Genomic DNA, 24631 nt, shown 5'->3' on the forward strand with positions numbered 1-24631 from the left:
TAGTGAGCGGGCATCATGCGTGATCCGGATGCGGCCAACCCCCAACCCACAAGGAATCGTTGTGCCTCAAAGTACCCCCACAGATCTGCAGAACCACACGGCACCATCCACCGCCGTCGACCCCACCCTCAGCGCCGAGGGTTACAGCAAGACCCTGGGCCGGCGCCACGTCACCATGATCGCCATGGGCGGCGCCATCGGTGTCGGCCTGTTCATGGGCGCCGGCGGACGCCTGGCCTCCACGGGCCCGGCCCTCATTTTCTCCTACGCCATCGCCGGCGTTATCGCCTACCTGCTGATGCGGGCCTTGGGCGAGCTCATCATGTACCGCCAGACCTCCGGCTCGTTCGTGAGCTACGCGGGTGAAATGTTCGGCAAGAAGGGCGCGTTCCTCTCGGGCTGGATGTACTTCATCAACTGGGGCATGACCGGCATCGCCGAACTGATCGCCATCGGCCTCTACTTCCAGTTCTTCTTCCCCAACGTCCCCGTGGAAGCCTCGGCCATCGCCGCACTGGCGCTCCTGGTGGCGGTCAACCTGCTGAGCGTCAAGGCGTTCGGCGAGTTCGAGTTCTGGGCCTCCTGCCTCAAGGTCGGTGCCATCCTCATCTTCCTGGCCGTGGGCACCTTCATGGTGGTCACGAACGCCCAGGTGGGTGACGGCAATGCCTCCGTAGCGAACCTGTTCGCCGCAGAAGGCGGCATGTTCCCCAAGGGCGCCCTGGTGATGGTCCTGGTCCTCAACGCCGTGATCTTCGCTTACAACGGCATCGAACTCGTGGGCATCACCGCCGGCGAGATGCAGAACCCGGAACGCGAAGTGCCCAAGGCGATCCGCGCCGTCGTACTCCGCATTGTGGTGTTCTACGTCGGTTCCGTCACCCTGCTGGCCATGCTGCTGCCGTCCGACCAGTATGTGGCGGGTACCTCCCCGTTCGTCACCGTGTTCGGCCAGATGGGCCTTGCCTGGGTGGGCGACGTGATGAACATGATCGTGATCACTGCGGCGCTGTCCTCCTGCAACTCCGGCCTGTACTCGATCGGCCGCGTGTTCCGCACCATGGCCAACAACGGCCACGCCCCGCAGTGGCTCACCCGGATGTCCAAGCGGCACGTCCCCTACGCGGCCATCCTCGCCATCGCGGCCTTCTACCTGGTGGGCATCCTGCTGAACATCTGGCTGGGCGGCTCCCACGCGTTCGACCTGGCGCTGAACACCGCATCCATCGGCGTGATCTTCACCTGGGGCGCCATCTTCGCCAGCCAGATCGCGCTGCGCCACAAGAAGGGCGTCACGTCCACGCTGCCGATGCCCGGTTCGCCGTGGACCAGCTGGGCCGGCCTGATCGGCCTGCTGGCGATCACTGTCCTCATCGGCTTTGACACGATGACCAGCAAGAGCGGCGAGGTGTTCTACCTGGGCCTCTGGACCCTGGCCACCATCCCGTTCTTCGCGGTGGTCCTGTGGCTGGGCTGGCAGAAGGTCAAGCAGAACGAACCGAAGAACGCGCTGTACAGCTAGGTTCACCCAAGAAGTACCACGACGGCGGGATTCCCTGGAAGGGAATCCCGCCGTCGTCGTTTTGTGGAAAGTCCCAGGCGGTTCCGACGTCGGGCGGGGACGAGTGTGGTGCCCGGCGCCCGACGGGGGCAGACTGGGGCTTGTGGGCGAACCCTGGGTGCTGCATGTTGACCTTGACCAGTTCATTGCGGCCGTCGAAGTGCTCCGCCGGCCCGAGCTTGCGGGCAAGGCGGTGATCGTTGGCGGCCGCGGCGATCCGACCGAGCGGGCGGTGGTGTCCACGGCGTCCTACGAAGCGCGGAAGTTCGGCGTGGGCTCGGGAATGCCGTTGCGCATCGCCGCCCGGAAAGTGCCTGACGCCGTCATCCTTCCCGTTGACCAGGAGGCCTACCTTGCTGCTTCCGGGCAGGTCATGTCAGTGCTGCGCGCGCAGCCGGGCGCCACCGTCCAGGTACTCGGCTGGGATGAAGCGTTTGTTGGTGTGCACACTGACGATCCTGATGCCTATGCCCGGCAACTGCAGCACGCCGTCCTGGAGGAGACCCGGCTGCACTGCAGCGTGGGCGTCGGCGACACCCTGGTCCGGGCCAAGGTAGCGACGTCGTTCGGCAAGCCGGCCGGCGTCTTCCGGCTCACGGAAGACAACTGGCTTGAGGTCATGGGGAGCCGGCCGACGACCGAGCTGTGGGGCGTGGGAACGAAAGTGTCGCGCCGGCTTGCCACGCTCGGCGTGGAGACGGTTGCCCAGCTCGCGGCGTCCAACCCTCAGGACCTCGTCCCTGAGTTCGGCCCGAAGATGGGTCCCTGGTACGCCCAGCTGGGACGGGGCGACGGCGCACGCATCGTTGATGACACGCCCTGGGTGGCACGCGGACACAGCCGGGAAACCACCTTCCAGCGCGATCTGACCGAAGCCGGGCAGGTCCACGACGCCGTCAAGGAACTGGTGGCGCGCGTCCTGGAGGATGTCGCGGCCGAGGGGCGGCCGGTGATCGGGCTGACGCTGAAGGTCCGTTACGCCCCGTTTTTTACCAAGACATACGCCCGGAAGATTCCCGGGACAGCCGACCCTGCGGAAGTGCTGGCCCGCGCGCTCGACCTAGTGGCGAAGATCGAGCCGGACCGGCCCATCCGGCTCCTCGGGCTGCGCGCCGAGATGCCTATGCCCGAAGACTCCCGGCAAGGGCATACCCCCACGCGCAGCGGATGGTGAAGGGCCCCGGGCCGTTTAGGGCAAACAGAACGGCGGCGCATCCCTTGGGATCCGCCGCCGTTTCGCTCTGTTACAGCCCGCCTGGTTCAGCCGGACTGCCGCAGGAAGAGGCTAGTTGCCCTTGAACTCGTCCTTGACGCTTTCGCCGACCTTCTTGGCGTCGGCCTTGACCTGGTCGGTCTGGCCTTCAGCCTTCAGGCGGTCATTGTCGGTGGCATTGCCCGTGGCTTCCTTGGCCTTGCCGCCGAGGTCTTCTGCTGCGTTACTGATCTTGTCTCCGAGGCCCATGGTGGTGGCCTCCTTTCGTTTCCGTTGATCAAACAGTGCATTTTCACACTAACACGAAGCTTGCTTACTATTTCACGCCGGGTTTTTCGCCACGGGAGGGGCGTCTGTTGATTGTCCGGACCCGCGGCTAGGCTCGAAACATGGAGCACACCACGAGTCTCACCCAGCACATCCAGGCGACACCGGAGAAGGTCTGGTCCGTCATCACGGACATTCCTGGCTCCGCAGCAACGCTGTCCGGAGTCGATTCCGTGCAGCTCCTCACCGATGGCCCGTACGGGGAGGGGACGCGCTGGAAGGAGACCCGGAAGATGCTGGGCAAATCCGAAACGGTGGAGATGTGGGTGGCGGAGGCCGAGCGGCACCGCAGCACCACGGTGAAGGCCGTCCAGGGCGGCGCGGATTACACCACGCGGTTCAGCCTGGCGCCGCGCGACGGCGGCACCGAGCTCACACTCACCTTCGGCGCGGAGGTCATCAAACCCACGGTAGCGAGCCGGCTCATGATGCTGCTGTTCGGCAGGATGGGTATGGCCGCCACCCGCAAGGCCCTGACAAAGGACCTGGCCGAGATTGCAGCCAAAGCAGAATCGCTTCCGTAGTGGCCGCGCATCCTTCCAAGGCCGGTGCTCCGACCGTTACTGCGCCTCGGCTCACGCCGGTCCGGCTGGAGAACCTGACGGACCAACCGGGGGCGGACTTCCGCCGCGGTGAAAGGTACGACGGCGGCCGGTACAGCCGCGCGGAGGCTGACGGTCTCGAACTAAGCGGCACAGACTTCGCGGAATGTGAGTTCCAGGGAGTGTCCTTCAACGACACCCAGCTCCGCGGGTCCTCGTTCCGTGACTGCATCCTGGGTGAGCTGTACGCGCCGGTGTTCAAGGCGGCCCGGTCAACGTGGCGGGACGTCGAGTTGCGGAATCCGCGGCTTGGCTCCGCTGAACTGTACGAGAGCGGCTGGCAGTCGGTCCGCATCGAGGGCGGCAAACTGGACTTCCTCAACCTCCGCGGCGCCAGAATCGCCGACGTCCTTATCACCGACTGCATCATCAACGAACTGGACCTCGGCTCGGCCGCCGGGACCCGCGTGGCGCTCAAGAACTGCACCATCGGCTCCCTCGACCTCAGCGGCGCGAAGCTGAAGGACTTTGATATTAGGAGCACGGGGTTCCGCAGCATCAGCGGGCTCGGCAGCATGGCCGGAGTAGTAGTGGACGAATACCAGCTGGGCCTCCTGGCGCCGCTGCTGGCCGCGCATCTGGGCGTTACGGTCCTCTAAAGCCTTCGAGGGAAGCGCCGGTACCCATCCAAGACCCTCCCGTGTACTATTTACAGAACGAACGGTCGGTAAGTGCTGAGCTCTGCCTGCCGCCGATGACAGTGCTGTTTATCGCGTGAAGGGTGTTTCCATGGCTGCAACCGCAGGTCCGCAGGCTTTCCTTGTTGGCGGGGTCCGAACGCCGGTGGGCAAATACGGTGGGGCGCTTTCGTCCATCCGTCCCGACGACCTGGCAGCCCTGGTAGTCCGGGAAGCCGTGCACCGGGCAGGGCTTGACCCGGACAGCATCGACGAGGTGATCCTGGGCAACGCCAACGGGGCCGGAGAGGAAAACCGGAACGTCGCGCGGATGGCCACCCTGCTTGCCGGACTGCCCCTCCACATCCCCGGCATCACTGTTAACCGGCTCTGCTCCTCCGGCCTCAGCGCGATCATCCAGGCGAGCCACATGATCAAGGCCGGCGCCGCGGACATCGTTATTGCCGGTGGCGTGGAATCCATGAGCCGTGCGCCGTGGGTGCAGGAAAAGCCCACCGCAGGGTTCGCAAAGCCCGGCCAAATCTTCGACACCTCCATCGGCTGGCGCTTCACCAACCCGCACTTCCAGCACGGCGGGCTGTCCAGGGACGGCAAGATGACGTACTCCATGCCCGAGACGGCCGAAGAAGTGGCCCGCGTGGACGGCATTTCCCGTGAGGACGCCGACGCCTTCGCCGTACGCTCACACCAGCGTTCCCTTGACGCCACAGCTGCCGGCCGGTTCAAGGACGAAATCGTCCCGGTCACCGTCAAGACCCGGAAGTCTCAGCATGTTGTGGACTCGGACGAAGGCCCAAGGGCCGACACCACCATGGACGTCCTGGCCGGGCTGAAGCCGGTGGCGAACGGCGGCACCGTGGTCACCGCCGGCAACTCGTCCTCCCTCAACGACGGCGCGTCAGCCATCATCGTGGCCTCGGAAGCGGCCATTGAACGGCTGGGACTGACACCCCGCGCACGCATTATTGACGGCGCCTCGGCCGGGTGTGAGCCCGAAATCATGGGTATCGGCCCAGTGCCGGCAACACAGAAAGTCCTGAAGCGGACCGGCCTCAGCGTCGGTGACCTCGGCGCCGTCGAACTCAACGAAGCCTTTGCCACGCAGTCCCTTGCCTGCATCCGCCGGCTGGGCCTGGAACCGGACATTGTGAACAACGACGGCGGCGCCATCGCGTTGGGGCACCCACTCGGTTCCAGCGGGGCCAGGATCGCCATCACCCTGCTGGGGCGGATGGAGCGTGAAGACGCGCGAATCGGGCTGGCCACCATGTGCATCGGCGTGGGCCAGGGCACCGCAATGCTGCTGGAGAAAGTCTGATGCCGGGCGCCGTGGATCTGGCGTCGGAAAAGTTCCATGCCCTGCTGGTGGAGGAGCGCGGCGACCGCGTGGTGGTGCTCCTCAACCGCCCCGAGGTCCGGAATGCCATCGACCAGCAGATGGTGGATGAGCTCCATGTCGTCTGCACAGCCCTTGAGCAGAACCCGAAGGTACTGATCATCGCCGGCGTGGACGGTGTGTTTGCCTCCGGAGCGGACATCGCACAGCTGCGGGAGCGCCGCCGGGACGATGCCCTGCAGGGAATCAACTCCACCATCTTCGTCCGGATCGCGAAGCTGCCCATGCCCGTGATTGCCGCCCTGGACGGGTATTGCCTGGGCGGCGGGGCGGAACTCGCCTACGCGGCCGACTTCCGGATCGGCACACCCAACGTCCGCATCGGCAACCCGGAAACCGGGCTGGGCATCCTCGCCGCGGCCGGGGCCAGCTGGCGGCTGAAGGAGCTGGTGGGGGAGCCGGTGGCGAAGCAGATTCTGCTGGCCGGCCGGGTCCTTGGGGCCGACGAAGCACTGGCGGTGAACCTCATCAGCGAGATCCACAGCCCGGCTGGGCTTCTGGACGCCGCGCAGGACCTGGCGGACAGGATCGGCCGGCAGGATCCGCTGGCAGTGCGGATCACCAAGTCGGTGTTCCATGCACCCGCAGAAGCACACCCCCTGATCGACCAACTGGCCCAGGGCATCCTCTTTGAATCCGAGGCGAAGTTCGACCGGATGCAGAGGTTCCTGGACAAGAAGGCGAGCAAGGCCAACACCAGCACCGGTGTGAAGACCGGCACCGAGAGCGGAGACAAGAACCCATGAGCACATCCCAACCTGCCCCCGGCCTTCCGTCACACGTCGGTGTCCTGGGCGGGGGCCGCATGGGTGCCGGAATTGCACACGCCTTCCTGGTGAAGGGTGCGGACGTGCTGGTGGTCGAGCGTGACGAGCAGTCTGCCGAGGCAGCCCGGGAACGGGTGGAAGCGGCGGCAGCCAAGAGCATCGAGCGCGGTGCCGTCGACGCCAACCTGGACGAGCTCGTTTCCCGGCTTACGGTGGATGTGGACTACGACGCTTTCAAGGACCGGCACCTGGTGGTGGAAGCTGTGCCGGAAGACTGGGACCTGAAGGTCACCGCGTTGCGGGGCATCGAGGAGCGGCTTGCCGGGGATGCTTATGTGGCGTCAAACACCTCGTCCCTGTCCGTGAGCGGCCTGGCCGGGGAACTGAAGCGCCCGGAGAACTTCCTTGGCCTGCACTTCTTCAACCCCGTGCCGGCGTCCACCCTGATCGAGGTGGTGCTGGGCGCACGGACGTCTCCCGGGCTTGCCGCCGCAGCGAAAGGGTGGGTGGAGGCACTCGGCAAGACCGCCGTCGTCGTCAATGATGCGCCAGGGTTCGCGTCCTCACGGCTGGGCGTGGCGATCGCCCTGGAGGCGATGCGCATGGTGGAGGAGGGGGTGGCGTCCGCCGAGGACATCGACGCCGCCATGGTCCTTGGCTACAAGCACCCCACCGGGCCGCTTCGAACCACGGATATCGTCGGGCTGGACGTCCGGCTCGGCATTGCCGAATACCTGCACTCCACGCTGGGTGAACGCTTCGCTCCGCCGCAGATCCTCAAGGACAAGGTGGCCAGGGGCGAACTGGGCCGCAAAACCGGCAAGGGCTTTTTTGACTGGACCAGTTAGGACCGTCGGCTAGTCGAAAAAGCCCACAATGTAGCCGACGAAGTACAGGAGCGATAGCAGCACCACTGCCGCAATGGCTGCAATCACGAAGAACTGCGTGCTTCTCTTGGTGCCGTGCTCGTCATGGCCCTGGGTAGTGCTCGTGGAGGCTTCGCCTGGCGGCGTTTCCCCCGGCGGTACTCCACCACCCGGCTCCAGGCCAGTGAGTTTGTCGTCTTCGGGGTCCGGATTGTGTCCTGACATGTTATCTCCCTCGTTTTGCAGTCCTGGTGCTCTCCCAGCGTAACCGGCCCGGATGGTTGGACCTAGGCTGGTGCAGTGACCTTCCTTGAACCCCTTACCCTGACGGGCCGGTATGTAACCCTTGAGCCGCTGAGTCAGGATCATCACGACGGACTGGTGGATGCTGCCCGGGACGGCGAGCTGTGGCGCCTCTGGTACACCTCGGTCCCGTCGCCGGACGAAATGGCAGGGGAGATCGAGCGGCGGCTCGCCCTGCAGGAGCAGGGTTCGATGCTGCCGTTCACCACCCGGCTGATCGACAAGGCCACCGGCGGCCCCGGCAGGATCATCGGAATGACCACGTATATGAATGTCGACGCCGGCACTCCCCGTGTGGAGATCGGCTCCACCTGGAATGCCGCTTCGGTGCAGGGGACTGGAACCAACCCGGACTCCAAGCTGCTGCTCCTGGAGCACGCGTTCGAGGTTCTTGGCTGCCCTGCCGTTGAATTCCGGACGCACTGGCTCAACCATCAGTCGCGCGACGCCATTGCCCGGCTGGGTGCCAAGCAGGACGGCGTGCTCCGCAACCACTCCAGGACACGCGACGGCATCCTGCGTGACACCGTGGTGTTCTCCATCCTCGAACACGAGTGGCCCATGGTCCGCGCCGGACTCGAATACCGGCTGGCCCGGCGCCGGCTACCCTGATTTCACCAAAACTTCCCGTGACGTGACGTGCACCTCCCTAACGCTTGTGGTTAGCTGTGCGGATGAACAGAGCGGACGGACCCATGGACTGGGATGGTGCTGTCAATGCTTGGCATGTGGCCGGCGGTGTTTACCGGATGGGGCGGCGGGAGTGGCTGACGGAGGCTGGCTGGCGGCAGGCGTTCCGCGCCGGCGTCCGCACTGTCATTGACCTCCGTAACGCTGTTGAAGCCCGGCGCCGGGACAGCGATCCCCTCGTAGGAAACTCGGCTTTGGCCGGGATCACCGTGGTTTCCGCGCCCACCGAAGAACCAGGCGATCCCCGTTTTACAGCGATTTCCGGTCCCTACCTCAACGACCCCGCCTTTTATGCGGATAACGCCCGGCTCTTCCCGGAGAGGCTGGCGGGAGTCTTCCGGGAACTGGCCGCAGCTTCCCCGCGCGGCCACGTGGTGCTTCACTGCGCCGCCGGCAGGGACCGCAGCGGAATGGTCGCAGCCATGGTGCAGGACCTGGCAGGGGACTCCGACCAGGACATCGCCGACGGCTACCGGCGTGCCGCCCGTGGCATCAATGAGCGCTACCGCACCCATGGTCCGCCGCACGCACGGGAACGCTACGTGGAGGAAGCCGAGTTGGTGCCGCTGCTGGAGCAGCGCGGCGACGCGGTGGTGGAGTTTGTCCGCAGCCTCGACACGCGCTCCTTTCTGCTGCGGAACGGCCTTAGCACCGCCGAGCTGGACGCTGTGCTGGCCCTGTGCGGAGCCGGGGTCTCCCAATGAACGCCGGCAGCCTGATGAGCGCCGACAATCTGCGGCGTTTCCTTGCCGCCGGGGCGGCCGCGGGAGTAATTGTGTCCTCTGCTTTTGCCGTAAGTCCCGTGTGGGCAGCGGACAGTCCTGCATTGTCCGAGTTTCCTGCCGCCGTCACTGATGCATACCATTCCGGCCTGTCTGCGGCTGCCCTCGAGGAAGCTGTCCTGCGTGATCTGGGCATGACCCCCGCGGAGTTTGCTGCGGCGGGCGAACTGGGGGTCGAGGCAGCAGAGGTGGCCCGCCGGCTGCGGGACGTGCCTGGCTACTTAGGGATACGGCTGGAGGACGGGCAGATTGTGGTGTCGGGTTCCGGAGCGGAGCTGCAAGCCAAAGTTGGGACCCTGCCTGCCGGACCGTCAGTTGTCGTCTCGAACGTAACTGCACCAACTGGAACAGCTGTTGAAGAGCTCAAACTGGCGGTGAGCGCTCAGCAGCTTTTCCGGGACTACCTCTTACGGGTAGGTCCGCAGAACTTGCAGGGCGTCTCCTCGTCCAGCGGGAAATTCGTTATCCGCACCGCAACCGCCGCTGCCCTGGAACCCGGGCAGCCGCCTTCAACTCCGCCAGGCAAAATCACTGCTGCTGCTTTTGTGGCCGGCTATGCCAATGTGGAGCTCCACGACGCCCCGCGCCTCGTGCCCGAAATGGACGTTCTGGGAGGCGAGGGCTACGCCACGGACATTGGTGAGATTTGTTCCACCGGTTACTCCGCGTTTGACCCCGCTGGCCTTCCAGCAGTTCTTACCGCCGGGCATTGCTCCGATGACGGCACCGCCAGGACTGCCAGCCTGAAGTCCGCAACCACGGCAGATGGTGCGCCCTTAGGCACTTTTGGGTTCAGCCAGTTTGGGGGACCAAACAACTCAACCGTTTTGGACCCGGGCAACCCGACGAATCCGGGCAACGTCGGAACTGATGTGGCCGTTCTGGAGTCGGTGCCGCCGGAAGTGAACCTGCAGCCCGCATCCAGCACTTGGGGTGCCTCTCTGCCATCCGGCCCGGACGTCAAGATCATCGGCACCGCGCCTCCGGTCGTGGGCATGCCTGTCTGCCGTTCGGGGTGGGCCTCTGGTTGGTCCTGCGGCGTCATCAACGAGGTCGGGGTTCAAGTAGTTACCGGTCCTTCCTATGCCAGCGACGACACCGATGTGAGGGCGTTCGAGGGCTTCCTCTCGTTCTCTGTCCAGTCCAGCGGCGGTGACTCCGGCGGTCCGTGGATCAGCGGAAACTACGCGGTCGGCCTGCATGCAGCGGGGGAGCAAAGAGGTCAACCCAACCGTGCCGTCGCAGCCACGTTGGAGGAGGCGCTCGCCGTCCTGCCGGGATACCAGCTGGAGCTGTTCCTCAACCAGCCGGTGGTGACGTCCCCGGAGCCGGGCGCCACGTATGACGCTGGCCAGGTGATCAGCGGCAACGTCCCGGCAGCACCGGCCTCGGCGATTGCCGCCGGGTCAAAGGTGCGAATAAGCATTGAGGGTCAGGCACCGTTCGAGGTCCCGGTCGATAACGCCGATGGCAACTGGAGCTTTTCAGCGCCCGAGGGGAAGGCACCACTGCGGTTCACGGCCCAGACTGTCAACGGGTTCAGTGCCTCCGGAGCCGGCAGCTTCGAGTTCGCCCCTGCTGTGCCTGCTCTGCCGGCTGAACCGGAACCCCCGGCACCCGCGGCGCCAGAAGGGCCTGCTCCGGTCCTCCCTGCCTCTGCAGAACCTGGTCCAGCGCCGATTGCTCCGGACCCAGCTGACCCGGTACCAGCTGACCCGGCCCCGCTGGTACCGTCAGCTCCCGCGGCCAACCCGCCCGCCGTCGTCGTGACCCCGCCCGTAAGTACACCTCCGGCTTACCTCGCCAATACCGGAGTCAACGGCGACCGGAGGAGGACCGGCAATCTTGCCTACACCGGCCCGTCCGCGCTTCTCCCCGCGGCAGGCGCTGCGGCAGCCGCGATCGTCGTGGGTGCCGTGCTGATGGCGCTGGTCCGCCGGCGGACGCCTCAGACCCGACGCTGAGGCTTCGCCACCGTTGGCGAACGGATTCAATCTCCGGCCGGACGGGTCACTTTTTGTGACGGCGCATCAGCAGGTTGGTGATGCGCATGGTGCAGAGCCGCTGGCCTGCCTCGTTAGTGATGACCACCTCGTGCGTGGTGAGAGTCCCGCCGAGGTGGATGGGGGTGGCGGTGATGGTTACCTGGCCTTCCTGCGCCGAGCGGTGGTGGGTGGCGGAGACGTCCACACCCACCGCCGTCTTGCCCATCGTGCTCGCGTGGATAACGGCCGCCCAGGACCCCACCGCTTCGCCTACGGCCAGGGACGCTCCGCCGTGCAGCAGGCCGAAGGACTGCCTGTTTCCCTCCACGGGCATGGTTGCGACCACACGCTCCACCGACTCCTCAAGGATCTTCACGCCCATCTTCTCGTCGAGCTCGCCGAGGGTAATTTTCCACAGCTCGTGCGAATCAGGGTGGTTCTCCACCGCTGCATCCTTCGGTGACGGGGCGCTCATCTGTTCTCCTTCTGTGCGGCTATTTCAAGCCCGGGCCTTCTAGTCTGCACCACGGCCTTTCATGTATGGTGAATATATTACCGAACGGACGGTCAGTAATCACTGGCCGCCTTTGTATGCCCCTTGTTGGAAGGACCCGTCAACGATGACCACCACCGCCACAGCTCCCCAGGCCACGGTAGACACCGTGGAGACAGTGCCCAGCTTCATCATGGACGCGTGGTGGACGCCCGAGGAGGGTTCCACGGCTTCCGCTGTCCCCGTACGTGATGCGAGCACCGGCGAGATCCTGGCCAAGGTGAGCACCGAGGGGCTGGACCTTTCCACTGTCGTCGACTACGGCCGCACCACCGGGCAGGCGGAACTCGGCCAGCTGACCTTCCACCAGCGCGCGCTTAAGCTCAAGGAGCTGGCTCAGTACCTCCACGCGCGCCGCGAACACTTCTACTCCTTCTCCGCCCAGACCGGCGCCACCAAGGTCGACTCCATGATCGACATCGACGGCGGCATCGGCGTCCTCTTCACGTTCGGTTCCAAGGGCCGGCGCGAACTGCCCAACTCACAGGTGGTGGTGGACGGGCCCATGGAGGTGCTGTCCAAGGACGGCTCCTTCGCCGGCGAGCACATCTACACCCGCATCCCGGGCGTGGCCGTGCAGATCAACGCGTTCAACTTCCCTGTGTGGGGCATGCTGGAGAAGTTCGCCCCGGCCTTCATTGCGGGCGTTCCCACCATCGTTAAGCCGGCCACTCCCACCGGCTACGTAGCGGCGGCAGTGGTCAAGGCCATCGTTGAGTCCAACATTCTGCCCAAAGGCTCGCTGCAGCTGATCTCCGGTTCCGTCCGCGGGCTGCTTGATGTGCTGGACTACCGCGACCTCGTGGCCTTCACCGGTTCTGCCTCCACCGCGCTGTCCCTGAAGTCCCATCCCAACGTGGTCCAGGGCGGGGTCCGGTTCACCTCCGAAACCGACTCCCTGAACGCCGCGATCCTGGGCCCCGACGCTGTAGAGGGCACACCGGAATTCGACGCCTTCGTGAAATCGGTCGTTACTGAGATGACCGCCAAAGCCGGGCAGAAGTGCACGGCAATCCGCCGCGCCATCGTCCCGAACGAGCTGGTTTCCGCGGTGTCCGCGGCTGTGGGCAAGCGGATCTCCGAACGGATCGTCCTCGGCGACCCGCGGGCAGACGGCGTCACCATGGGCGCGCTGGCCTCGGTAGAGCAGCTCGAGGGCGTCCGCGCGGCCGTCCAGTCCATGCTCGACGCCGGCGGTGAGCTTGCATACGGAACGCTCGAATCGCCGTCGGTCACCTCCGCCGACGGATCCACGGGCGTGGCGGACGGCGGCGCCTTCATGGCTCCCGTCCTGCTGAACTGGCAGGACCCCGAGGCGGAGGAAGTCCACTCGCTGGAAGCCTTCGGCCCCGTTTCTTCTGTGATCGGGTACAAAGACATTCCCGATGCCATTCGCCTCGCCGCCCGCGGCAGTGGCTCCCTGGTGGCCTCGGTGTGCACCAACGATCCGGCCGTGGCGCGCGAACTGGTGATGGGAATTGCTGCCCACCACGGCCGTGTCCTCATGCTTAACCGCGAGGACGCCCGCAGCTCCACAGGCCACGGCTCACCCGTTCCGCACCTGGTCCATGGCGGCCCGGGCCGAGCCGGCGGCAGTGAGGAACTGGGCGGGATCCGCTCGGTGATGCACCACATGCAGCGCACGGCCATCCAGGGCTCGCCCAACATGCTCACCGCCGTCACCGGCGTCTGGCACGCCGGGGCCGACCGCAACTTCACGGTTGAAACTGAAGGGACGCACCCGTTCCGGAAGTCCTTGGAGACGCTGCGGATCGGTGATGCTGTCCGGTCAGAGCTCCGAGAGGTCACCCTTGAGGACATCTCTGCCTTCGCCAACTCCACCGGGGACACGTTCTACGCACACACCAACCAGGAAGCCGCGGAAGCCAATCCGTTCTTCCCGGGCATTGTGGCCCACGGCTACCTCCTGCTGGCCTGGGGCGCAGGACTCTTTGTTGAGCCGGCGCCGGGCCCGGTGCTGGCCAACTACGGGCTGGAGAACCTGCGCTTCATCACGCCGGTGGCCGCTGGTGATTCCATCCGCGTCACGCTGACCGCCAAAAAGATCACACCGCGCGAAACGGACGAGTACGGCGAGGTTGCCTGGGACGCAGTCCTCACCAATCAGAACGACGAGATTGTGGCCACCTACGACGTCCTCACCCTCGTCGAAAAGTAACCCCACCCCCCCGGACGCTCTCTCACTTAATGCGCGTTTTTCCCTGACGCTCTTTCACTCTTCTCAAGAAAGTGAGAGAGCGTTTCGGGTTGGGGCGCATTAAGTGGGAGAGCGTTTGTAGCCGGGGAAACGGGCGGCGCTTTTCAGGCCTCCCGGGCGTAAGATTCTGCCCGTAGGAGGTGGCAATATGACCCTAAGAATGAACACAGCCACCACCGTGCTGCCAGTCGATGATCCGATGCGCGCCCGCAGGTTCTACACAGAAAAACTCGGGCTCCCGCACCGCGGCATGACAGACGATGGAAGCGAACTACTCGGCACCAGCGGTGGCCCGATGCTGCAGCTGATGCCCGTCTCGGACGGAAAGCACTCCGAGCACACCGCATTGAGCTTTGAGGTGACGGACATCGAGCGGACCGTCCGGGACATGGAGGCGAGGGGAGTGCAGTTCCAGGACTACGACCTGCCGAACCTCAAGACCGAGAACCACATCTGCACCACTAACTCGGAGAAGTGCGCCTGGTTCATGGACACGGAGCACAACATCCTCTGCGTCCACGAAACGCTGGGCGTCCAGGCCGAGTACGAACTCTAGGAAACTCGAAACCCCCTGAAAGCGGTAGGGGCGCCCCGATTAACCGGGGCGCCCCTACCGTCGTCTACGCCAGAGTCGCTTACTCCAGAATCGCTTACGCCGGAGTCGCTTACGCCGGAACTGTCAGGATTCGGCACCGCTGTTCAGGCCGTCGTCGCTGCTGTCGTCCGACGGCGCCGCACCGGTGGCGTCCGACAGATCCAGGTTGCCGCGGGCCTCGTCCATGGTGGGGCCGCCTGAGGGGACGCTGTAGGTGTCCGGGCGGATGCCCTTGGCCTGTTCCTCGATCAGTGCCTGCTCTTCGCTGAAGCGGATCGCGTTGGCTTCGTCTGCGGCATCTTGCGGAATGTCCTCGCGGACTTTGGACGGGTCCGGAATGATGAAGCCGGCGTCCGGTTCTTCCTTGGGGCTCATTGTCTAACCTTCCTCTCGGGTTGTACTACTGTGTTGGCCGGTCGATAAGGTCCGCTTTGATGTCCAGCGACTGGTTATCCCGCCGGACTTTGAAGCCTACGGTATCGCCGGGGTTGCGGTTCCGGAGCTCAGCAAGGAGCTTCTCGGGCGCGTTCAGCTCCACTCCTTCCATGGATTCCAGGACATCGCCCGGGCGGATTCCGGCCCGCCCCGCCGGGCCGTCCTCGTCCACGGACAAAACGACGACGCCGGTGGTTGCGTCGATGCCCAGCTGGTCCGCGATCTGCGGTGTCAGTTCGCCCGGGGTAAGGCCGAGATAGGCGTGTTCGGCTGTGCCGTCGGCGAGCAGTTCCTCCGCCACCTGAACGGCGGTGGCGGCGGGGATCGCAAAGCCGAGGGAGACGGCGCCGGCAGATGGCGGGATGTACGCCTCGCTGATGCCGATGATTTCACCTCGCATGTTGATGACAGCGCCGCCGGAGTTGCCGGGGCTGATGGGCGCGTCGGTCTGGATCAGGTCTACCAAGGAGAGGCTGTTGGAGGCGGAACCCGGAATTGAACGGTGGAGGCCGGAGATGATGCCTGCGGTAGCGGTATTTTCAAAGCCCAGTGGGGAACCCAGGACCAGGGCATCTTCTCCCACACGGGGAAGGCTGTTCTGGTAGGCGGGCTTCGGCAGGCCGGTGCGGTTCGCCTGGACCAGTGCCAGGTCTGTGACAGGATCCGTGGCCCGCACGGTCCCCTCCACCCGCTGCCCGTCCGCGAAACCGACCTCAACTTGGGTGTTGCCTCGAACCACATGCTCGTTGGTGAGGATGAGGCCGTCCTCGGAATAGACCACGCCGCTGCCCAGCCCGCCGTCAGTGAAGATGGTCACCACGGAGGGGGCCAGGTTCTCCACGAGCTGGGGAAGGCCGCCGGCTGCATCCGGAGCGGGCGCATTAACATTCAGTGAAGCGGTGGCGCCAGGTGAAGCGGTGGCGTTAGGCGAGCTGTTGGTGCCGGCAGTGGTGGCGGCGGACGGTTCGCTGGGGGCCGGGGGAGCGGGCGAACCGGTGCAAGCCGTGAGGGCCAGGGACACAGCCAGGACAGCACCTCCGGCTGCCCCACGCAGGCGGGAAGGCCGGCGGAATCCCCGGCTGATAGCGGTGCTCATGGACGACCTCCTGCGGATGCTGGCTGGTCCTACCACCGTAACCGGGCAGCCGCAGAAATACCAAGCACACTTAGTATCTTGTTCGGCGAGGTGTTGGGAGAGGTGGGCCTAGGGCTGGGAGTGGAGTCCGTCGAACGCCATGGTGATGACGTCGTCGGCAAGCTTTTCAGGTGAAAGGGACCCGCCGGGCTTGTACCATTCCACGATCGAGTTGATCATGCCGAAGAGGAGCCGGGTGACGGTCCGGGGATCAATGTCCTGGCGAAGGGAGCCCTCGTCCCGGGCGTTGGAGATCAGTGCGGCCACCTTGTGGTCGAAGGTGCGGCGCCGTTCCAGGGCGTCGCGTTCGATCTCGGTGTTGCCGCGCAGGCGCAGGAGCAACGTGACGAACGGCAGGCGCTCCACCAGGACCGCCACCGTCTGCCGGAGCACAAACTCAAGGCGGGCATCGGCTGCGCCGGACGTTGCCTCCGGTTCCTCGAGAATGGCCTCAAGGCCCCCGAGTGCGTGGTCCAAAGCGAGCTTGAGGAGGTCGCCCTTGGATGGCACGTGGTGGTAGATCGCCGACTTCGAGATGCCCAGGTTGTCCGCCAGGATGCCCATGGAGGTGGCGTCGTAACCGTGCCGGTTGAAAACGTCCACGGCGATGCGCAACACCGACTGCTGGTCGTAACCGGGCCGGCCGCGCTTGGCGCCGGCGGCGGTACTGGCTGTTTCAGTGGTGCTGGGCATGGTGCCTAGTTTCTCATGAACGGTCGGTCAGTCTGCGCGTGCCCATGCTCCTAGCCCTTCGGCCGCAGGTCGTAGATGCGCCGCAGCTTGCCGTTGGATCGCTCGAGCGAGCCCGGCTCCACCACGTCCACCGCGCAGGAAGAACCCACGTGGATCTTGATCTGCTCCTGCAGGTTGCGCGCCGCCGTCGTGCTCTGCTCAGGGGTGACGGCGTCGCGGCGCTCGATCCGGACGGTGAGCTGGTCCATCCGCTGGCCCTCGGGGCGGGTGAGCTCGAGCTGGAAGTGCGGGCTGAGCTCGGGGATGCGCAGTGCGATTTCCTCGATCTGGGACGGGAAGAGGTTCACGCCGCGGAGGATGATCATGTCGTCGCTGCGGCCGGTGATGCGCCCCATCCGGCGGTGCGCAGGCCGGGCCGTGCCGGGGAGGAGCCGGGTGAGGTCCTTGGTGCGGTAGCGGATGATGGGCAGCGCTTCCTTGGTGAGCGACGTGAAGACGAGTTCGCCGTGTTCGCCGTCGCACATGACGTTCTCCTTGCCCACGACGGGGTTGAAGGCGTCGATGATTTCGGGGCGGAAGTGGTCCTCCCAGATGTGGCTTCCGTCCTGCGTCTCCACTGCCTCGCCGGCGACCCCCGGGCCCATCACTTCGGAGAGTCCGTAGATGTCGCAGGCCTTGATGTTCATGGTGACTTCGAGTTCATGCCGCATCTCCTGGGTCCACGGCTCGGCGCCCAGTACCGCGAACTTCAAGGAGGTGGAAGCCGGGTCGATGCCCATGTGCGCCATGGCGTCGGCGATGGTCAGCAGGTAGGTGGGGGTGGCCAGGATGGCGTCGGGTTTGAAGTCCTGGATCAGCTGGATCTGGCGTTCGGTCTGCCCGCCGGACATGGGGATGACGGTGCAGCCGAGGGCTTCTGCTCCCGCATGGGCGCCCAGGCCGCCGGTGAACAGGCCGTAGCCGTAGGCGTTGTGGACCTTCATGCCGGGGCGGATGCCGGAGGCGCGGAAGCAGCGGGCCACGAGTTTGGCCCAGTCTGCCAGGTCCTGCTTCGTGTAGCCGACGACGGTGGGCCGGCCTGTGGTGCCCGAGCTGGCGTGCACGCGGGCTACTTCGCTCTGCGGGACCGCGAACATCCCGAACGGGTATTCCGCGCGCAGGTCTTCCTTGGTGGTGAACGGGAAATTGCCGAGGTCGCTGAGTTCGCGCAGGTCGCGGGGGTGGATGCCGGCGTCGTCGAACTTGCGCTTGTACAGGGGCACGCGCTCGTAGGCGTAGGCCACCGTGTGCTGGAGCCGGGTGAGCTGCAGGGCCTCGAGCTCGTCGCGGGAGATAGTCTCCTCGCGGTCCAGCACGGCGTCAGGCGCTGCGGCGGACGTTGCTGCTGCGGGGGCGGGGGTTTCGGGGGCGTGGAGGGTCATGGTTGTCCTACTTCTTGGGGATGGTCCGGCTGCGTCCGCGGAACTCGGCGATGAGTTCGCCCGGGGCCGGCGCGCCGGCGTCGGCAGCGAAAATCTGGATGTCGTACAGGCCGCTGCGCCCGGCGCTGGAGCGGCGGTCGGCGACGGCGGTGATCACCTGGCCACGGTAGGCCGGCTTGAGGAAGTTGATGTCGACGCCGGCGGCCACAGTGATGTTGTTTTCCTCGCCGGGTGCCGGGTGGACCGGGTTGCAGGCCATGGCGAAGGCGGAGTCCGCGAAGGCGAAGATCATTCCGCCATGCGCCATGCCGAAGCCGTTGAGCATCTCCTGGCGAAGGGTCATCCGGATGGTGGCGTGCCCTTCGCTGACGGCGAGGACCTCGATTCCCATCCAAATGGAGGCGTAGTCGTTTTCCAGGATGGGGTGGATCGCCCCGGAAACTGTTGTTTCAGCCATGCGTCATTGCCTCCAGCTTTATTTACCGAATGTTCATTAGGTAATCCCATGAGGGGGTCCGGTGTCAAGGGGAATGCCTTCCTGCGGGGTGTGGTGTGACGGCAGTGCCGGGCTCCCAGGATTACCTTGAAGTGCCATCCGTGGAGGGGGAAGTGCGAGGATGGGAGGACCGGCACCAACACCAGCAAAAGGGCGGACCATGGCCAAAAGCATCTACGTCAGCGCAACCACCCCCGGTTCGGGCAAATCCCTCGTGGCCCTGGGCCTGGCGGACACCCTGCACCGGCATGCCGACAGGATCGGCTTCTTCAAACCCGTGGTGCACGGCCCGGACGCGGCGGACGATCCGATGGTGGCACTTATGAAGTCGAGGTTCGCGCTGGAGGATGAGCGGTGCCGCGGCGGCCTCACCCACGAGGAGGTCCGGTTCCTGCTCGCCGAAGGCAAGCGCGAGGAGATCGACTCCCGCTGCGTGGAAATCTTCGCCGACATATCCCGCCACTGCGACGTGGTGATCGTAGAGGGCACGGACCTTACCGGCCAGGACGCCGCCGTCGAATTCGACCTCAACGCCCGCCTCGCCAACAACCTGGCCGCGCCCGTGGTTGCCGTTGTCGGTGCCAAGGGACGGACCGTCGCGGAGGCGGCGGCCGCCGTCGAGGTTGCCCGCAAGGAACTCGCCGCGGAGAAATGCGCGCTGCTGGCGATCATGGTGAACCGCGCCGATCCTGACGACGTCGAAGCCATCGCCGCCGCCGTGAAGCCTGGCGCCTCCAAGCGGCCGGTGTACGTCCTGCCGGAGCTGGAGGAAATCGCCCGGCCCACGACGGGTGAGGTGGCTGCCGCCCTGGGAGTACGGCAGATTGCCGGCCGGGCGGACATGGAGAGGGACGTCCGGGACATCAAGGTGGCGGCCATGAACGTGGGCAACTTCCTGAACGTGCTGGACGAGGGCGCCCTGGTGATCGTGCCCGGGGACCGCGCGGACGTGATGGTGGCATGCCTCGCGTCGTCCTTCTCGCCCGAGTTTCCGGTGGCTTCAGCGCTCATCCTCACGGGCGGGCTGGCACCGGATGCGAACATCTACCCACTCCTGGCCCAGGCGCCGTTCCCGGTGTTCGCCGCGCAGGAGGACACCTACACCACAGCCCGCCGCGTCTCGGAAGTCCGGAGCGAAATCTGGTCCGGGCACCGCCGCAAGGTAGCCTCGGCCCTGGGACTCTGGTCCCGCAGCGTGGATGAGGCGGAGCTGGTGGAGCGGCTGCACCTGCCGCGGCCCGAACGGATGACCCCGCTGCGCTTCCTGCACGACCTCATCGAACGGGCCCGGGCCCAGCGCCGCCACGTGGTCCTCCCCGAAGGGACAGACGTACGGATCCTGCGCGCGGCGGAAATCCTGCACCGGCGCGACGTCTGCGACCTGACCGTGCTCGGACCGGAATCGGACGTCCGCGAACTGGCAGCCGCCCGCGGTATCGACCTGTCCGGGATCAACATCGTGGATCCCGCCACTTCCGACCTGCGGCAGAAGTTCGCCGAGCAGTACTCGGAGCTGCGCGCACACAAGGGTGTGGACCTGCCCAAGGCCCTGGAAATCATGCAGGACGGCAGCTACTTCGGCACCATGATGGTCCAACTGGGCGTAGTGGACGGAATGGTGTCCGGGGCTGCCCACACCACCGCACACACCATCCGGCCGGCGCTGGAATTCGTGAAGACCCGCGAAGGCGTGAAAATCGTTTCGTCTGTGTTCCTGATGCTGATGCCGGACCGGGTGCTGGTCTACGGGGACTGCGCCGTCAACCCCGACCCCAACGTGGAACAACTGGCCGATATTGCCGTGGCCTCGGCGGGGACCGCAGCCCAGTTTGGCGTGGAGCCCCGGGTAGCCATGCTGTCCTACTCCACTGGCGGTTCGGGCTCCGGCTCATCGGTGGACCAGGTGCGGCAGGCCACCGAACTGGTCCGCCGGCGCCGGCCGGACCTCGCCGTCGAAGGCCCCATCCAATACGACGCGGCCGTGGATGCTTCGATTGCCGAGTCCAAAATGCCGGGATCTTCAGTGGCCGGGCAGGCCACCGTGTTCATCTTCCCGGACCTCAACACGGGCAACAACACCTACAAGGCGGTGCAGCAGAGTTCCGGTGCTGTCGCCGTCGGGCCTGTCCTGCAGGGGCTGCGGAAGCCGGTCAATGACCTGTCCCGCGGCTGCACGGTTGAAGACATCGTGAATACCGTCGCCATTACGGCCATCCAGGCGCAGGCACCCGCCTCGTAGCCACCACGGCACAGGCTGCAGCGATTAGCTGTTGTCCGGCTTGGCCAGGCTTTGATCGTCCTCCTGCTTGGCCGGCTCGTCGGACAGTCCCTGCGGCGTCAGGTCCAGGTCCTCGGTGTTTTCGGGGGCCTGCGGGGCTTCGCCCGTTTCGGCGGCCTTGACGTTGCCGGTGTCGTCCAGGGCCGGGTTGGCACCCTCAACGCCAGTGGGATCCTTGGTACCGGAGCCTGGGCCGGCGTCGGAGTCCGCCCGCGGGTTGAGGGGCGCCGTGCTGCTGGAACCCGTGTTGGTGGGGTCGTTCTCGTCGATCGATGCGGGCTCGTTGGTCATGGAATTGTCCTCTCGGGGCGTGGTCCAGCCTGTCCGCCGACTCTAGGCACAGCCCGCTCCCATCCGCAAGGAAACTGCGTGGCAGCAGGGCAACCTATAGTGTGGTTTGAACTGCAGAAGCCAGGCTCAGGAGGCCCCGCATGCTCGTGCTTGTCATCAATTCCGGCTCGTCCTCGCTCAAGTACCAGGTGCGCGACGTCGCCGCAGGAAGCGTATTGACCGAGGGGCTAATCGAAAAGATCGGCATGGGCAACGGCGGCGACGGTGACGGCGAGATCGAGGGCCCGCGGGACCACGCAGAGGCGCTGGAGCAGGTGGACACGGCCATCCACCAGGAACTGGGTGACCTGGAGCTGGGCGCCGTGGGGCACCGCGTGGTGCACGGCGGCGAGCGGTTCGCCGAGCCGGTGCTGATCGACAATGAGATCACCCGCGCGATCGAGCGGCTCAACCCGCTGGCACCCCTGCATAACCCGGCCAACGTCCTGGGCATCCGTGCGATCACCAAAAAGTGGCCGGACATGCCGCAGGTGGCCGTTTTTGACACCGCCTTCCACCGCACTCTTCCCGAGCACGCATGGCGCTACGCCGTCCCGGACGAGCTCTACACCAACCACGGCATCCGCCGCTACGGGTTCCACGGCACATCCCATGAGTACGTCACCCGCCGCGCCGCCGCGCTGCTAAACCTTCGGGTTGAAGAGTTCGACGGCGTCATCGCCCACTTGGGCAACGGCGCCTCCGTCACGGCCATCCGGGGAGGCCATTCCGTGGACACGTCCATGGGCTTCACCCCGCTGGAGGGCCTGGTGATGGGGACCCGTTCGGGCGACCTGGACCCCTCCATCCTGGTGTTCCTCGGCCGGGCCGGCTGGACCCCTGAAGACATCGACACGATGCTCAACCGCGAATCCGGGCTGAAGGGCCTGGCGGGCAACAACGACATGCGCTCGGTGGTCGAGGCATCCGAGGCTGGCGACGCCAAGGCGGCCACCGCGCTCGGCGTCACCTCGTACCGGCTGGCCAAGTACATCGGGGGCTACCACGTGGCCGTGGGCGGAGCCAAGGCACTGGTGTTCACGGCTGGCATCGGCGAGAACTCACACCAGTTCCGTTCTTTGGTGGCGGAGAAGCTGGGCGCTCTGGGCATCGAGCTCGACGCCGGCCCGAACGCCGAGCGGTCCAAGGAACCCCGCGTCATTTCCACCCCGCAGTCCGCCATCCCTGTCCTGGTGGTTCCCACCGATGAGGAACGCGCCATCGCGGAGGCGACGGCCGCCGTCGTAGGAGCCGGATCTGCCCGGTAGCCTCCTTCCCATGCCTGAGATCCCCCTGCCGATCCGCACCGAGCGGCTGGTCCTGCGCCGCTTCGAGGGCCGCGACCTGGATGCCTTCCACGCGTACCATTCGCTGGCGGAGACGGCCCGGTTCCTGCCCGGACCGGCCAAGAGCTACACGCAGTCGATGGAGCGGGTAGGCCGGTACGCCAACTTCGTTTTCGAGAAGGAGGGCGACTGGGTGGCGCTTGCCATTGAGCCGGCGGACCACGCCGGCCTGCAGGGCGAGGTGGTGCTGAAATGGCTGCCGGGCCGCGGGCAGGGCGAGGTGGGCTGGGCCCTGGCGCCGGGTGCCAGGGGCAAGGGCTATGCCACCGAGGCCGCGGCGGCGGTGCTCCGGCTTGGCTTCGAGGAGCTGGGCCTCCACCGGATCGAGGCGCGCCTGGATGAACTCAACACTGCGTCGGCCGAAATCTGCTGCCGGCTGGGCATGCGGCAGGAAGCACGGCACGTGGACAAGTGGCACTACAAAGGCCAGTGGGCCACCGAGTTGATTTACGCAGTCTTGGCCGACGAGTGGCGCATCGACCAGGCCCTAAAGCGCCGGAACCCCTAGCGACCCTCTCTCACTTCCTGCGGGTTTTTCCCAGACCCTCTCTCACTTCCCGCGGGTTTTTCCGCAACGCTCTCTCACCCCTCAGGCGCGGCCCTTGAGGATCAGCTTCCAGTACACCTGCGGGAAGATGTCCCGGTCCACCACCCAGGACAGCTTGCTCTCATTCCACGTGGGGACACGGGGGATGGTGGGCATGGGCCGGTACCGGTCGTCGAACTCGGCAAACACCACGGTGTTGCGCGACACCGTGAACGGGCACACGGAGTAGCCGTTGTACTTGGCCGGCAGCGGTTTCCCCTTGCGGGCGGCCACCAGGTTCTTGGCCAGTACCCTGGTCTGCTTGCGCAGTGCGCCACCGGACTTGGAGTTGGTGGTCCCGGCCGCGTCGCCGAGGGACCAGACGTTGTGGAACCGGATATGCCGGAGCGTCTGGCGGTCCACCTCGACGAAACCGCCTGGGTCAGCGGGCGCTGGCAGGTTTGTTGCCTTGAGCCAGTCGGGCGCCGATTGGGGCGGGACGGCGTTGAGGACGTCGTAGTGCAGGTTTTCCTCGACGCCGGACTCGATGTTGCGGACGGTGGCTTTCTGGGCCGCGGCATCCACGGACACCAGTTCGCTGTTGGTCCGCAGCTCGATGCCGTACTCGGCGATCTTGCGGTCCAGTTCCCGGTCCACCTCCGGCACCCCGAAGACCGTGGGGTACGGCTGGACCATCACCACCCGGATCCGATCCAGCACGCCCTGCTCCCGCCAGTAGTCGCAAGCGAGGTACATCGGCTTTTGGGCAGCGCCGCCGCATTTGACGGGGCCGGCGGGCATGGTGAATACGGCGGTGCCGGACTTCAAGCCGCTCAGCAGTGTCCAGGCCTTGGGCGCCAGCTCGAACTCGTAGTGGGAAGCCCCGTTCGGGGAATGCACAGCCGCGGCCAGGCCGGGCACCGCGTCCCAGTCATACTGCAGGCCCGGGCACACCACCAGCTGGCCGTACGCCACCGTGGTTCCGGACTCAAGGGTGACCGTATTCGCGTCGGTGTCCACGCCTGTGGCGGAATCGCGGATCCAGGTGACACCCTTCGGCATGAGGGGTTCCTGCGGCCGGACGGCTTCCTTGGCAGCGGCCCTGCCGCCGGCGATGTGGGAGAACAACGGCTGGAAGTAGTGGTGGTCGCGGGGTTCTATGACGGCCACATCCTTGACGCCGTAGCGCTCCAGCCGTGCGGCCAGGGAGATGCCGGCATTACCGCCGCCAATGATCACAACTTCGTGCTGCGCGGCCATGGCGCTACTTCTTTTCAGTCAGGGCAGAGGCCTTGTGGGCGGCCCGGGCGCCGGTCTTCGCTGATTCCACCACGTACTGTGGCTCGTCCTCGCTGGCCCGGTGCTTATTGCCGTCCAACTCGAAGTCACTGGTTTTCTTCTCCACAATCTTGCCGTGCGTTTTGCCCTGCGGGGTGTTCCATTCCACGGACGTTCCCTTGCTCAATGACATCTGT

26 protein-coding genes are annotated in these 24631 nt (G+C 65.8%); 15 read left to right on the top strand and 11 right to left on the bottom strand.

The window, feature by feature from the left end:
• Positions 1-61: 61 nt before the first annotated feature.
• The gene (locus M1D32_RS04400; RefSeq protein WP_458781122.1) at positions 62-1522 is read left to right on the top strand and encodes an amino acid permease; all 1461 of its coding nucleotides are present in this window, start codon (positions 62-64) and stop codon (positions 1520-1522) included.
• A 142-nt stretch (positions 1523-1664) separates the two neighbouring features.
• Positions 1665-2735 carry a DNA polymerase IV gene (locus M1D32_RS04405; RefSeq protein ID WP_458781123.1) on the top strand — a complete coding sequence of 357 codons (1071 nt, stop codon included), beginning with the start codon at positions 1665-1667 and terminating at the stop codon, positions 2733-2735.
• Between the two features lie 111 nt (positions 2736-2846).
• On the opposite strand, the gene M1D32_RS04410 is transcribed toward M1D32_RS04405, so the two are convergent.
• On the bottom strand, positions 2847-3023 hold the full coding sequence (locus M1D32_RS04410) for a CsbD family protein (protein ID WP_458781124.1): 177 nt from the start codon (positions 3021-3023) through the stop codon (positions 2847-2849).
• A gap of 140 nt (positions 3024-3163) precedes the next feature.
• On the opposite strand from M1D32_RS04410, the gene M1D32_RS04415 reads away from it, so the two are divergent.
• The 5 genes from M1D32_RS04415 (at position 3164) to M1D32_RS04435 (ending at position 7352) form a co-directional block, all read left to right on the top strand.
• On the top strand, positions 3164-3625 hold the full coding sequence (locus M1D32_RS04415; RefSeq protein ID WP_458781125.1) for an SRPBCC family protein: 462 nt from the start codon (positions 3164-3166) through the stop codon (positions 3623-3625).
• Entirely contained in the window at positions 3625-4302 is a 678-nt protein-coding gene (locus M1D32_RS04420; protein ID WP_458781126.1) for a pentapeptide repeat-containing protein, read from the top strand. Before M1D32_RS04415 ends, M1D32_RS04420 begins: the two co-directional genes overlap by 1 nt.
• 130 nt (positions 4303-4432) lie before the next feature.
• A complete protein-coding gene (locus M1D32_RS04425; RefSeq protein WP_458781127.1) occupies positions 4433-5659 on the top strand; it encodes a thiolase family protein in 1227 nt (408 codons plus the stop codon).
• Positions 5659-6483, top strand: coding sequence for an enoyl-CoA hydratase/isomerase family protein (locus M1D32_RS04430; RefSeq protein WP_458781128.1), 825 nt, complete (start codon positions 5659-5661; stop codon positions 6481-6483). Before M1D32_RS04425 ends, M1D32_RS04430 begins: the two co-directional genes overlap by 1 nt.
• The gene (locus M1D32_RS04435) at positions 6480-7352 is read left to right on the top strand and encodes a 3-hydroxyacyl-CoA dehydrogenase family protein (protein WP_458781129.1); all 873 of its coding nucleotides are present in this window, start codon (positions 6480-6482) and stop codon (positions 7350-7352) included. The genes M1D32_RS04430 and M1D32_RS04435 overlap by 4 nt, the downstream gene beginning before the upstream one ends.
• Before the next feature lie 9 nt (positions 7353-7361).
• Here M1D32_RS04435 and M1D32_RS04440 read toward each other — a convergent pair whose 3' ends face one another.
• A complete protein-coding gene (locus M1D32_RS04440; protein ID WP_458781130.1) occupies positions 7362-7595 on the bottom strand; it encodes a DUF6480 family protein in 234 nt (77 codons plus the stop codon).
• 75 nt (positions 7596-7670) lie between these two features.
• On the opposite strand from M1D32_RS04440, the gene M1D32_RS04445 reads away from it, so the two are divergent.
• The 3 genes from M1D32_RS04445 to M1D32_RS04455 all read left to right on the top strand — a co-directional run bounded on the left by M1D32_RS04445 (position 7671) and on the right by M1D32_RS04455 (position 11109).
• Positions 7671-8285 (top strand): GNAT family N-acetyltransferase, encoded by a 615-nt coding sequence (locus M1D32_RS04445; RefSeq protein ID WP_458781131.1) that lies wholly within the window; start codon positions 7671-7673, stop codon positions 8283-8285.
• A 62-nt stretch (positions 8286-8347) separates the two neighbouring features.
• Positions 8348-9067 carry a tyrosine-protein phosphatase gene (locus M1D32_RS04450; RefSeq protein ID WP_458781132.1) on the top strand — a complete coding sequence of 240 codons (720 nt, stop codon included), beginning with the start codon at positions 8348-8350 and terminating at the stop codon, positions 9065-9067.
• A 14-nt stretch (positions 9068-9081) separates the two neighbouring features.
• Positions 9082-11109 (top strand): S1 family peptidase, encoded by a 2028-nt coding sequence (locus M1D32_RS04455; protein WP_458781133.1) that lies wholly within the window; start codon positions 9082-9084, stop codon positions 11107-11109.
• Positions 11110-11155: 46 nt separating this feature from the next.
• Here the strand turns inward: M1D32_RS04455 and M1D32_RS04460 are convergent, their stop codons facing one another.
• Positions 11156-11605 (bottom strand): PaaI family thioesterase, encoded by a 450-nt coding sequence (locus tag M1D32_RS04460; RefSeq protein WP_458781134.1) that lies wholly within the window; start codon positions 11603-11605, stop codon positions 11156-11158.
• A gap of 145 nt (positions 11606-11750) precedes the next feature.
• On the opposite strand from M1D32_RS04460, the gene paaZ reads away from it, so the two are divergent.
• Both paaZ and M1D32_RS04470 read left to right on the top strand, forming a co-directional pair.
• On the top strand, positions 11751-13862 hold the full coding sequence (gene paaZ / locus M1D32_RS04465; protein WP_458781135.1) for a phenylacetic acid degradation bifunctional protein PaaZ: 2112 nt from the start codon (positions 11751-11753) through the stop codon (positions 13860-13862).
• Positions 13863-14061: 199 nt separating this feature from the next.
• Entirely contained in the window at positions 14062-14457 is a 396-nt protein-coding gene (locus M1D32_RS04470; RefSeq protein ID WP_458781136.1) for a VOC family protein, read from the top strand.
• A 123-nt stretch (positions 14458-14580) separates the two neighbouring features.
• On the opposite strand, the gene M1D32_RS04475 is transcribed toward M1D32_RS04470, so the two are convergent.
• The 5 genes from M1D32_RS04475 to M1D32_RS04495 form a co-directional block, all read right to left on the bottom strand.
• Entirely contained in the window at positions 14581-14871 is a 291-nt protein-coding gene (locus M1D32_RS04475; protein WP_458781137.1) for a hypothetical protein, read from the bottom strand.
• Positions 14872-14896: 25 nt separating this feature from the next.
• The gene (locus M1D32_RS04480) at positions 14897-16027 is read right to left on the bottom strand and encodes a S1C family serine protease (RefSeq protein ID WP_458781138.1); all 1131 of its coding nucleotides are present in this window, start codon (positions 16025-16027) and stop codon (positions 14897-14899) included.
• Between the two features lie 108 nt (positions 16028-16135).
• Complete coding sequence (locus M1D32_RS04485; protein WP_458781139.1) at positions 16136-16759, bottom strand: TetR/AcrR family transcriptional regulator; 624 nt, start codon at positions 16757-16759, stop codon at positions 16136-16138.
• Positions 16760-16809: 50 nt separating this feature from the next.
• Positions 16810-18180, bottom strand: coding sequence for an AMP-binding protein (locus tag M1D32_RS04490; protein ID WP_458781140.1), 1371 nt, complete (start codon positions 18178-18180; stop codon positions 16810-16812).
• A 7-nt stretch (positions 18181-18187) separates the two neighbouring features.
• The gene (locus tag M1D32_RS04495) at positions 18188-18637 is read right to left on the bottom strand and encodes a hotdog fold thioesterase (protein ID WP_458781141.1); all 450 of its coding nucleotides are present in this window, start codon (positions 18635-18637) and stop codon (positions 18188-18190) included.
• A gap of 199 nt (positions 18638-18836) precedes the next feature.
• Here M1D32_RS04495 and pta point away from each other — a divergent pair, with 199 nt between their 5' ends.
• On the top strand, positions 18837-20915 hold the full coding sequence (pta, locus tag M1D32_RS04500) for a phosphate acetyltransferase (RefSeq protein ID WP_458781142.1): 2079 nt from the start codon (positions 18837-18839) through the stop codon (positions 20913-20915).
• 24 nt (positions 20916-20939) lie between these two features.
• On the opposite strand, the gene M1D32_RS04505 is transcribed toward pta, so the two are convergent.
• Positions 20940-21245 carry a hypothetical protein gene (locus M1D32_RS04505; RefSeq protein ID WP_458781143.1) on the bottom strand — a complete coding sequence of 102 codons (306 nt, stop codon included), beginning with the start codon at positions 21243-21245 and terminating at the stop codon, positions 20940-20942.
• A gap of 140 nt (positions 21246-21385) precedes the next feature.
• Here M1D32_RS04505 and M1D32_RS04510 point away from each other — a divergent pair, with 140 nt between their 5' ends.
• Both M1D32_RS04510 and M1D32_RS04515 read left to right on the top strand, forming a co-directional pair.
• Complete coding sequence (locus M1D32_RS04510) at positions 21386-22552, top strand: acetate kinase (protein ID WP_458781144.1); 1167 nt, start codon at positions 21386-21388, stop codon at positions 22550-22552.
• A 10-nt stretch (positions 22553-22562) separates the two neighbouring features.
• Positions 22563-23138, top strand: coding sequence for a GNAT family N-acetyltransferase (locus M1D32_RS04515; protein ID WP_458781145.1), 576 nt, complete (start codon positions 22563-22565; stop codon positions 23136-23138).
• Between the two features lie 81 nt (positions 23139-23219).
• Here M1D32_RS04515 and M1D32_RS04520 read toward each other — a convergent pair whose 3' ends face one another.
• Both M1D32_RS04520 and M1D32_RS04525 read right to left on the bottom strand, forming a co-directional pair.
• On the bottom strand, positions 23220-24416 hold the full coding sequence (locus M1D32_RS04520) for an NAD(P)/FAD-dependent oxidoreductase (protein ID WP_458781146.1): 1197 nt from the start codon (positions 24414-24416) through the stop codon (positions 23220-23222).
• A gap of 4 nt (positions 24417-24420) precedes the next feature.
• Positions 24421-24627, bottom strand: coding sequence for a hypervirulence associated TUDOR domain-containing protein (locus M1D32_RS04525; protein ID WP_163168045.1), 207 nt, complete (start codon positions 24625-24627; stop codon positions 24421-24423).
• Positions 24628-24631 lie beyond the last annotated feature (4 nt).

This window comes from Arthrobacter sp. D3-16 (assembly GCF_054408515.1).

Excerpts from the sequence above, each read along its gene's own strand:
- M1D32_RS04490 (WP_458781140.1), bottom strand. The coding sequence starts at position 18,180 with ATGACCCTCCACGCCCCCGAAACCCCCGCCCCCGCAGCAGCAACGTCC.
- M1D32_RS04430 (WP_458781128.1), top strand. The coding sequence starts at position 5,659 with ATGCCGGGCGCCGTGGATCTGGCGTCGGAAAAGTTCCATGCCCTGCTG.
- M1D32_RS04415 (WP_458781125.1), top strand. The coding sequence starts at position 3,164 with ATGGAGCACACCACGAGTCTCACCCAGCACATCCAGGCGACACCGGAG.
- paaZ (WP_458781135.1), top strand. The coding sequence starts at position 11,751 with ATGACCACCACCGCCACAGCTCCCCAGGCCACGGTAGACACCGTGGAG.
- M1D32_RS04515 (WP_458781145.1), top strand. The coding sequence starts at position 22,563 with ATGCCTGAGATCCCCCTGCCGATCCGCACCGAGCGGCTGGTCCTGCGC.
- M1D32_RS04435 (WP_458781129.1), top strand. The coding sequence starts at position 6,480 with ATGAGCACATCCCAACCTGCCCCCGGCCTTCCGTCACACGTCGGTGTC.
- M1D32_RS04470 (WP_458781136.1), top strand. The coding sequence starts at position 14,062 with ATGAACACAGCCACCACCGTGCTGCCAGTCGATGATCCGATGCGCGCC.
- M1D32_RS04520 (WP_458781146.1), bottom strand. The coding sequence starts at position 24,416 with ATGGCCGCGCAGCACGAAGTTGTGATCATTGGCGGCGGTAATGCCGGC.
- M1D32_RS04525 (WP_163168045.1), bottom strand. The coding sequence starts at position 24,627 with ATGTCATTGAGCAAGGGAACGTCCGTGGAATGGAACACCCCGCAGGGC.
- M1D32_RS04425 (WP_458781127.1), top strand. The coding sequence starts at position 4,433 with ATGGCTGCAACCGCAGGTCCGCAGGCTTTCCTTGTTGGCGGGGTCCGA.
- M1D32_RS04475 (WP_458781137.1), bottom strand. The coding sequence starts at position 14,871 with ATGAGCCCCAAGGAAGAACCGGACGCCGGCTTCATCATTCCGGACCCG.
- M1D32_RS04455 (WP_458781133.1), top strand. The coding sequence starts at position 9,082 with ATGAGCGCCGACAATCTGCGGCGTTTCCTTGCCGCCGGGGCGGCCGCG.
- M1D32_RS04440 (WP_458781130.1), bottom strand. The coding sequence starts at position 7,595 with ATGTCAGGACACAATCCGGACCCCGAAGACGACAAACTCACTGGCCTG.
- M1D32_RS04510 (WP_458781144.1), top strand. The coding sequence starts at position 21,386 with ATGCTCGTGCTTGTCATCAATTCCGGCTCGTCCTCGCTCAAGTACCAG.
- M1D32_RS04410 (WP_458781124.1), bottom strand. The coding sequence starts at position 3,023 with ATGGGCCTCGGAGACAAGATCAGTAACGCAGCAGAAGACCTCGGCGGC.
- pta (WP_458781142.1), top strand. The coding sequence starts at position 18,837 with ATGGCCAAAAGCATCTACGTCAGCGCAACCACCCCCGGTTCGGGCAAA.
- M1D32_RS04450 (WP_458781132.1), top strand. The coding sequence starts at position 8,348 with ATGAACAGAGCGGACGGACCCATGGACTGGGATGGTGCTGTCAATGCT.
- M1D32_RS04460 (WP_458781134.1), bottom strand. The coding sequence starts at position 11,605 with ATGAGCGCCCCGTCACCGAAGGATGCAGCGGTGGAGAACCACCCTGAT.
- M1D32_RS04495 (WP_458781141.1), bottom strand. The coding sequence starts at position 18,637 with ATGGCTGAAACAACAGTTTCCGGGGCGATCCACCCCATCCTGGAAAAC.
- M1D32_RS04505 (WP_458781143.1), bottom strand. The coding sequence starts at position 21,245 with ATGACCAACGAGCCCGCATCGATCGACGAGAACGACCCCACCAACACG.
- M1D32_RS04485 (WP_458781139.1), bottom strand. The coding sequence starts at position 16,759 with ATGCCCAGCACCACTGAAACAGCCAGTACCGCCGCCGGCGCCAAGCGC.
- M1D32_RS04480 (WP_458781138.1), bottom strand. The coding sequence starts at position 16,027 with ATGAGCACCGCTATCAGCCGGGGATTCCGCCGGCCTTCCCGCCTGCGT.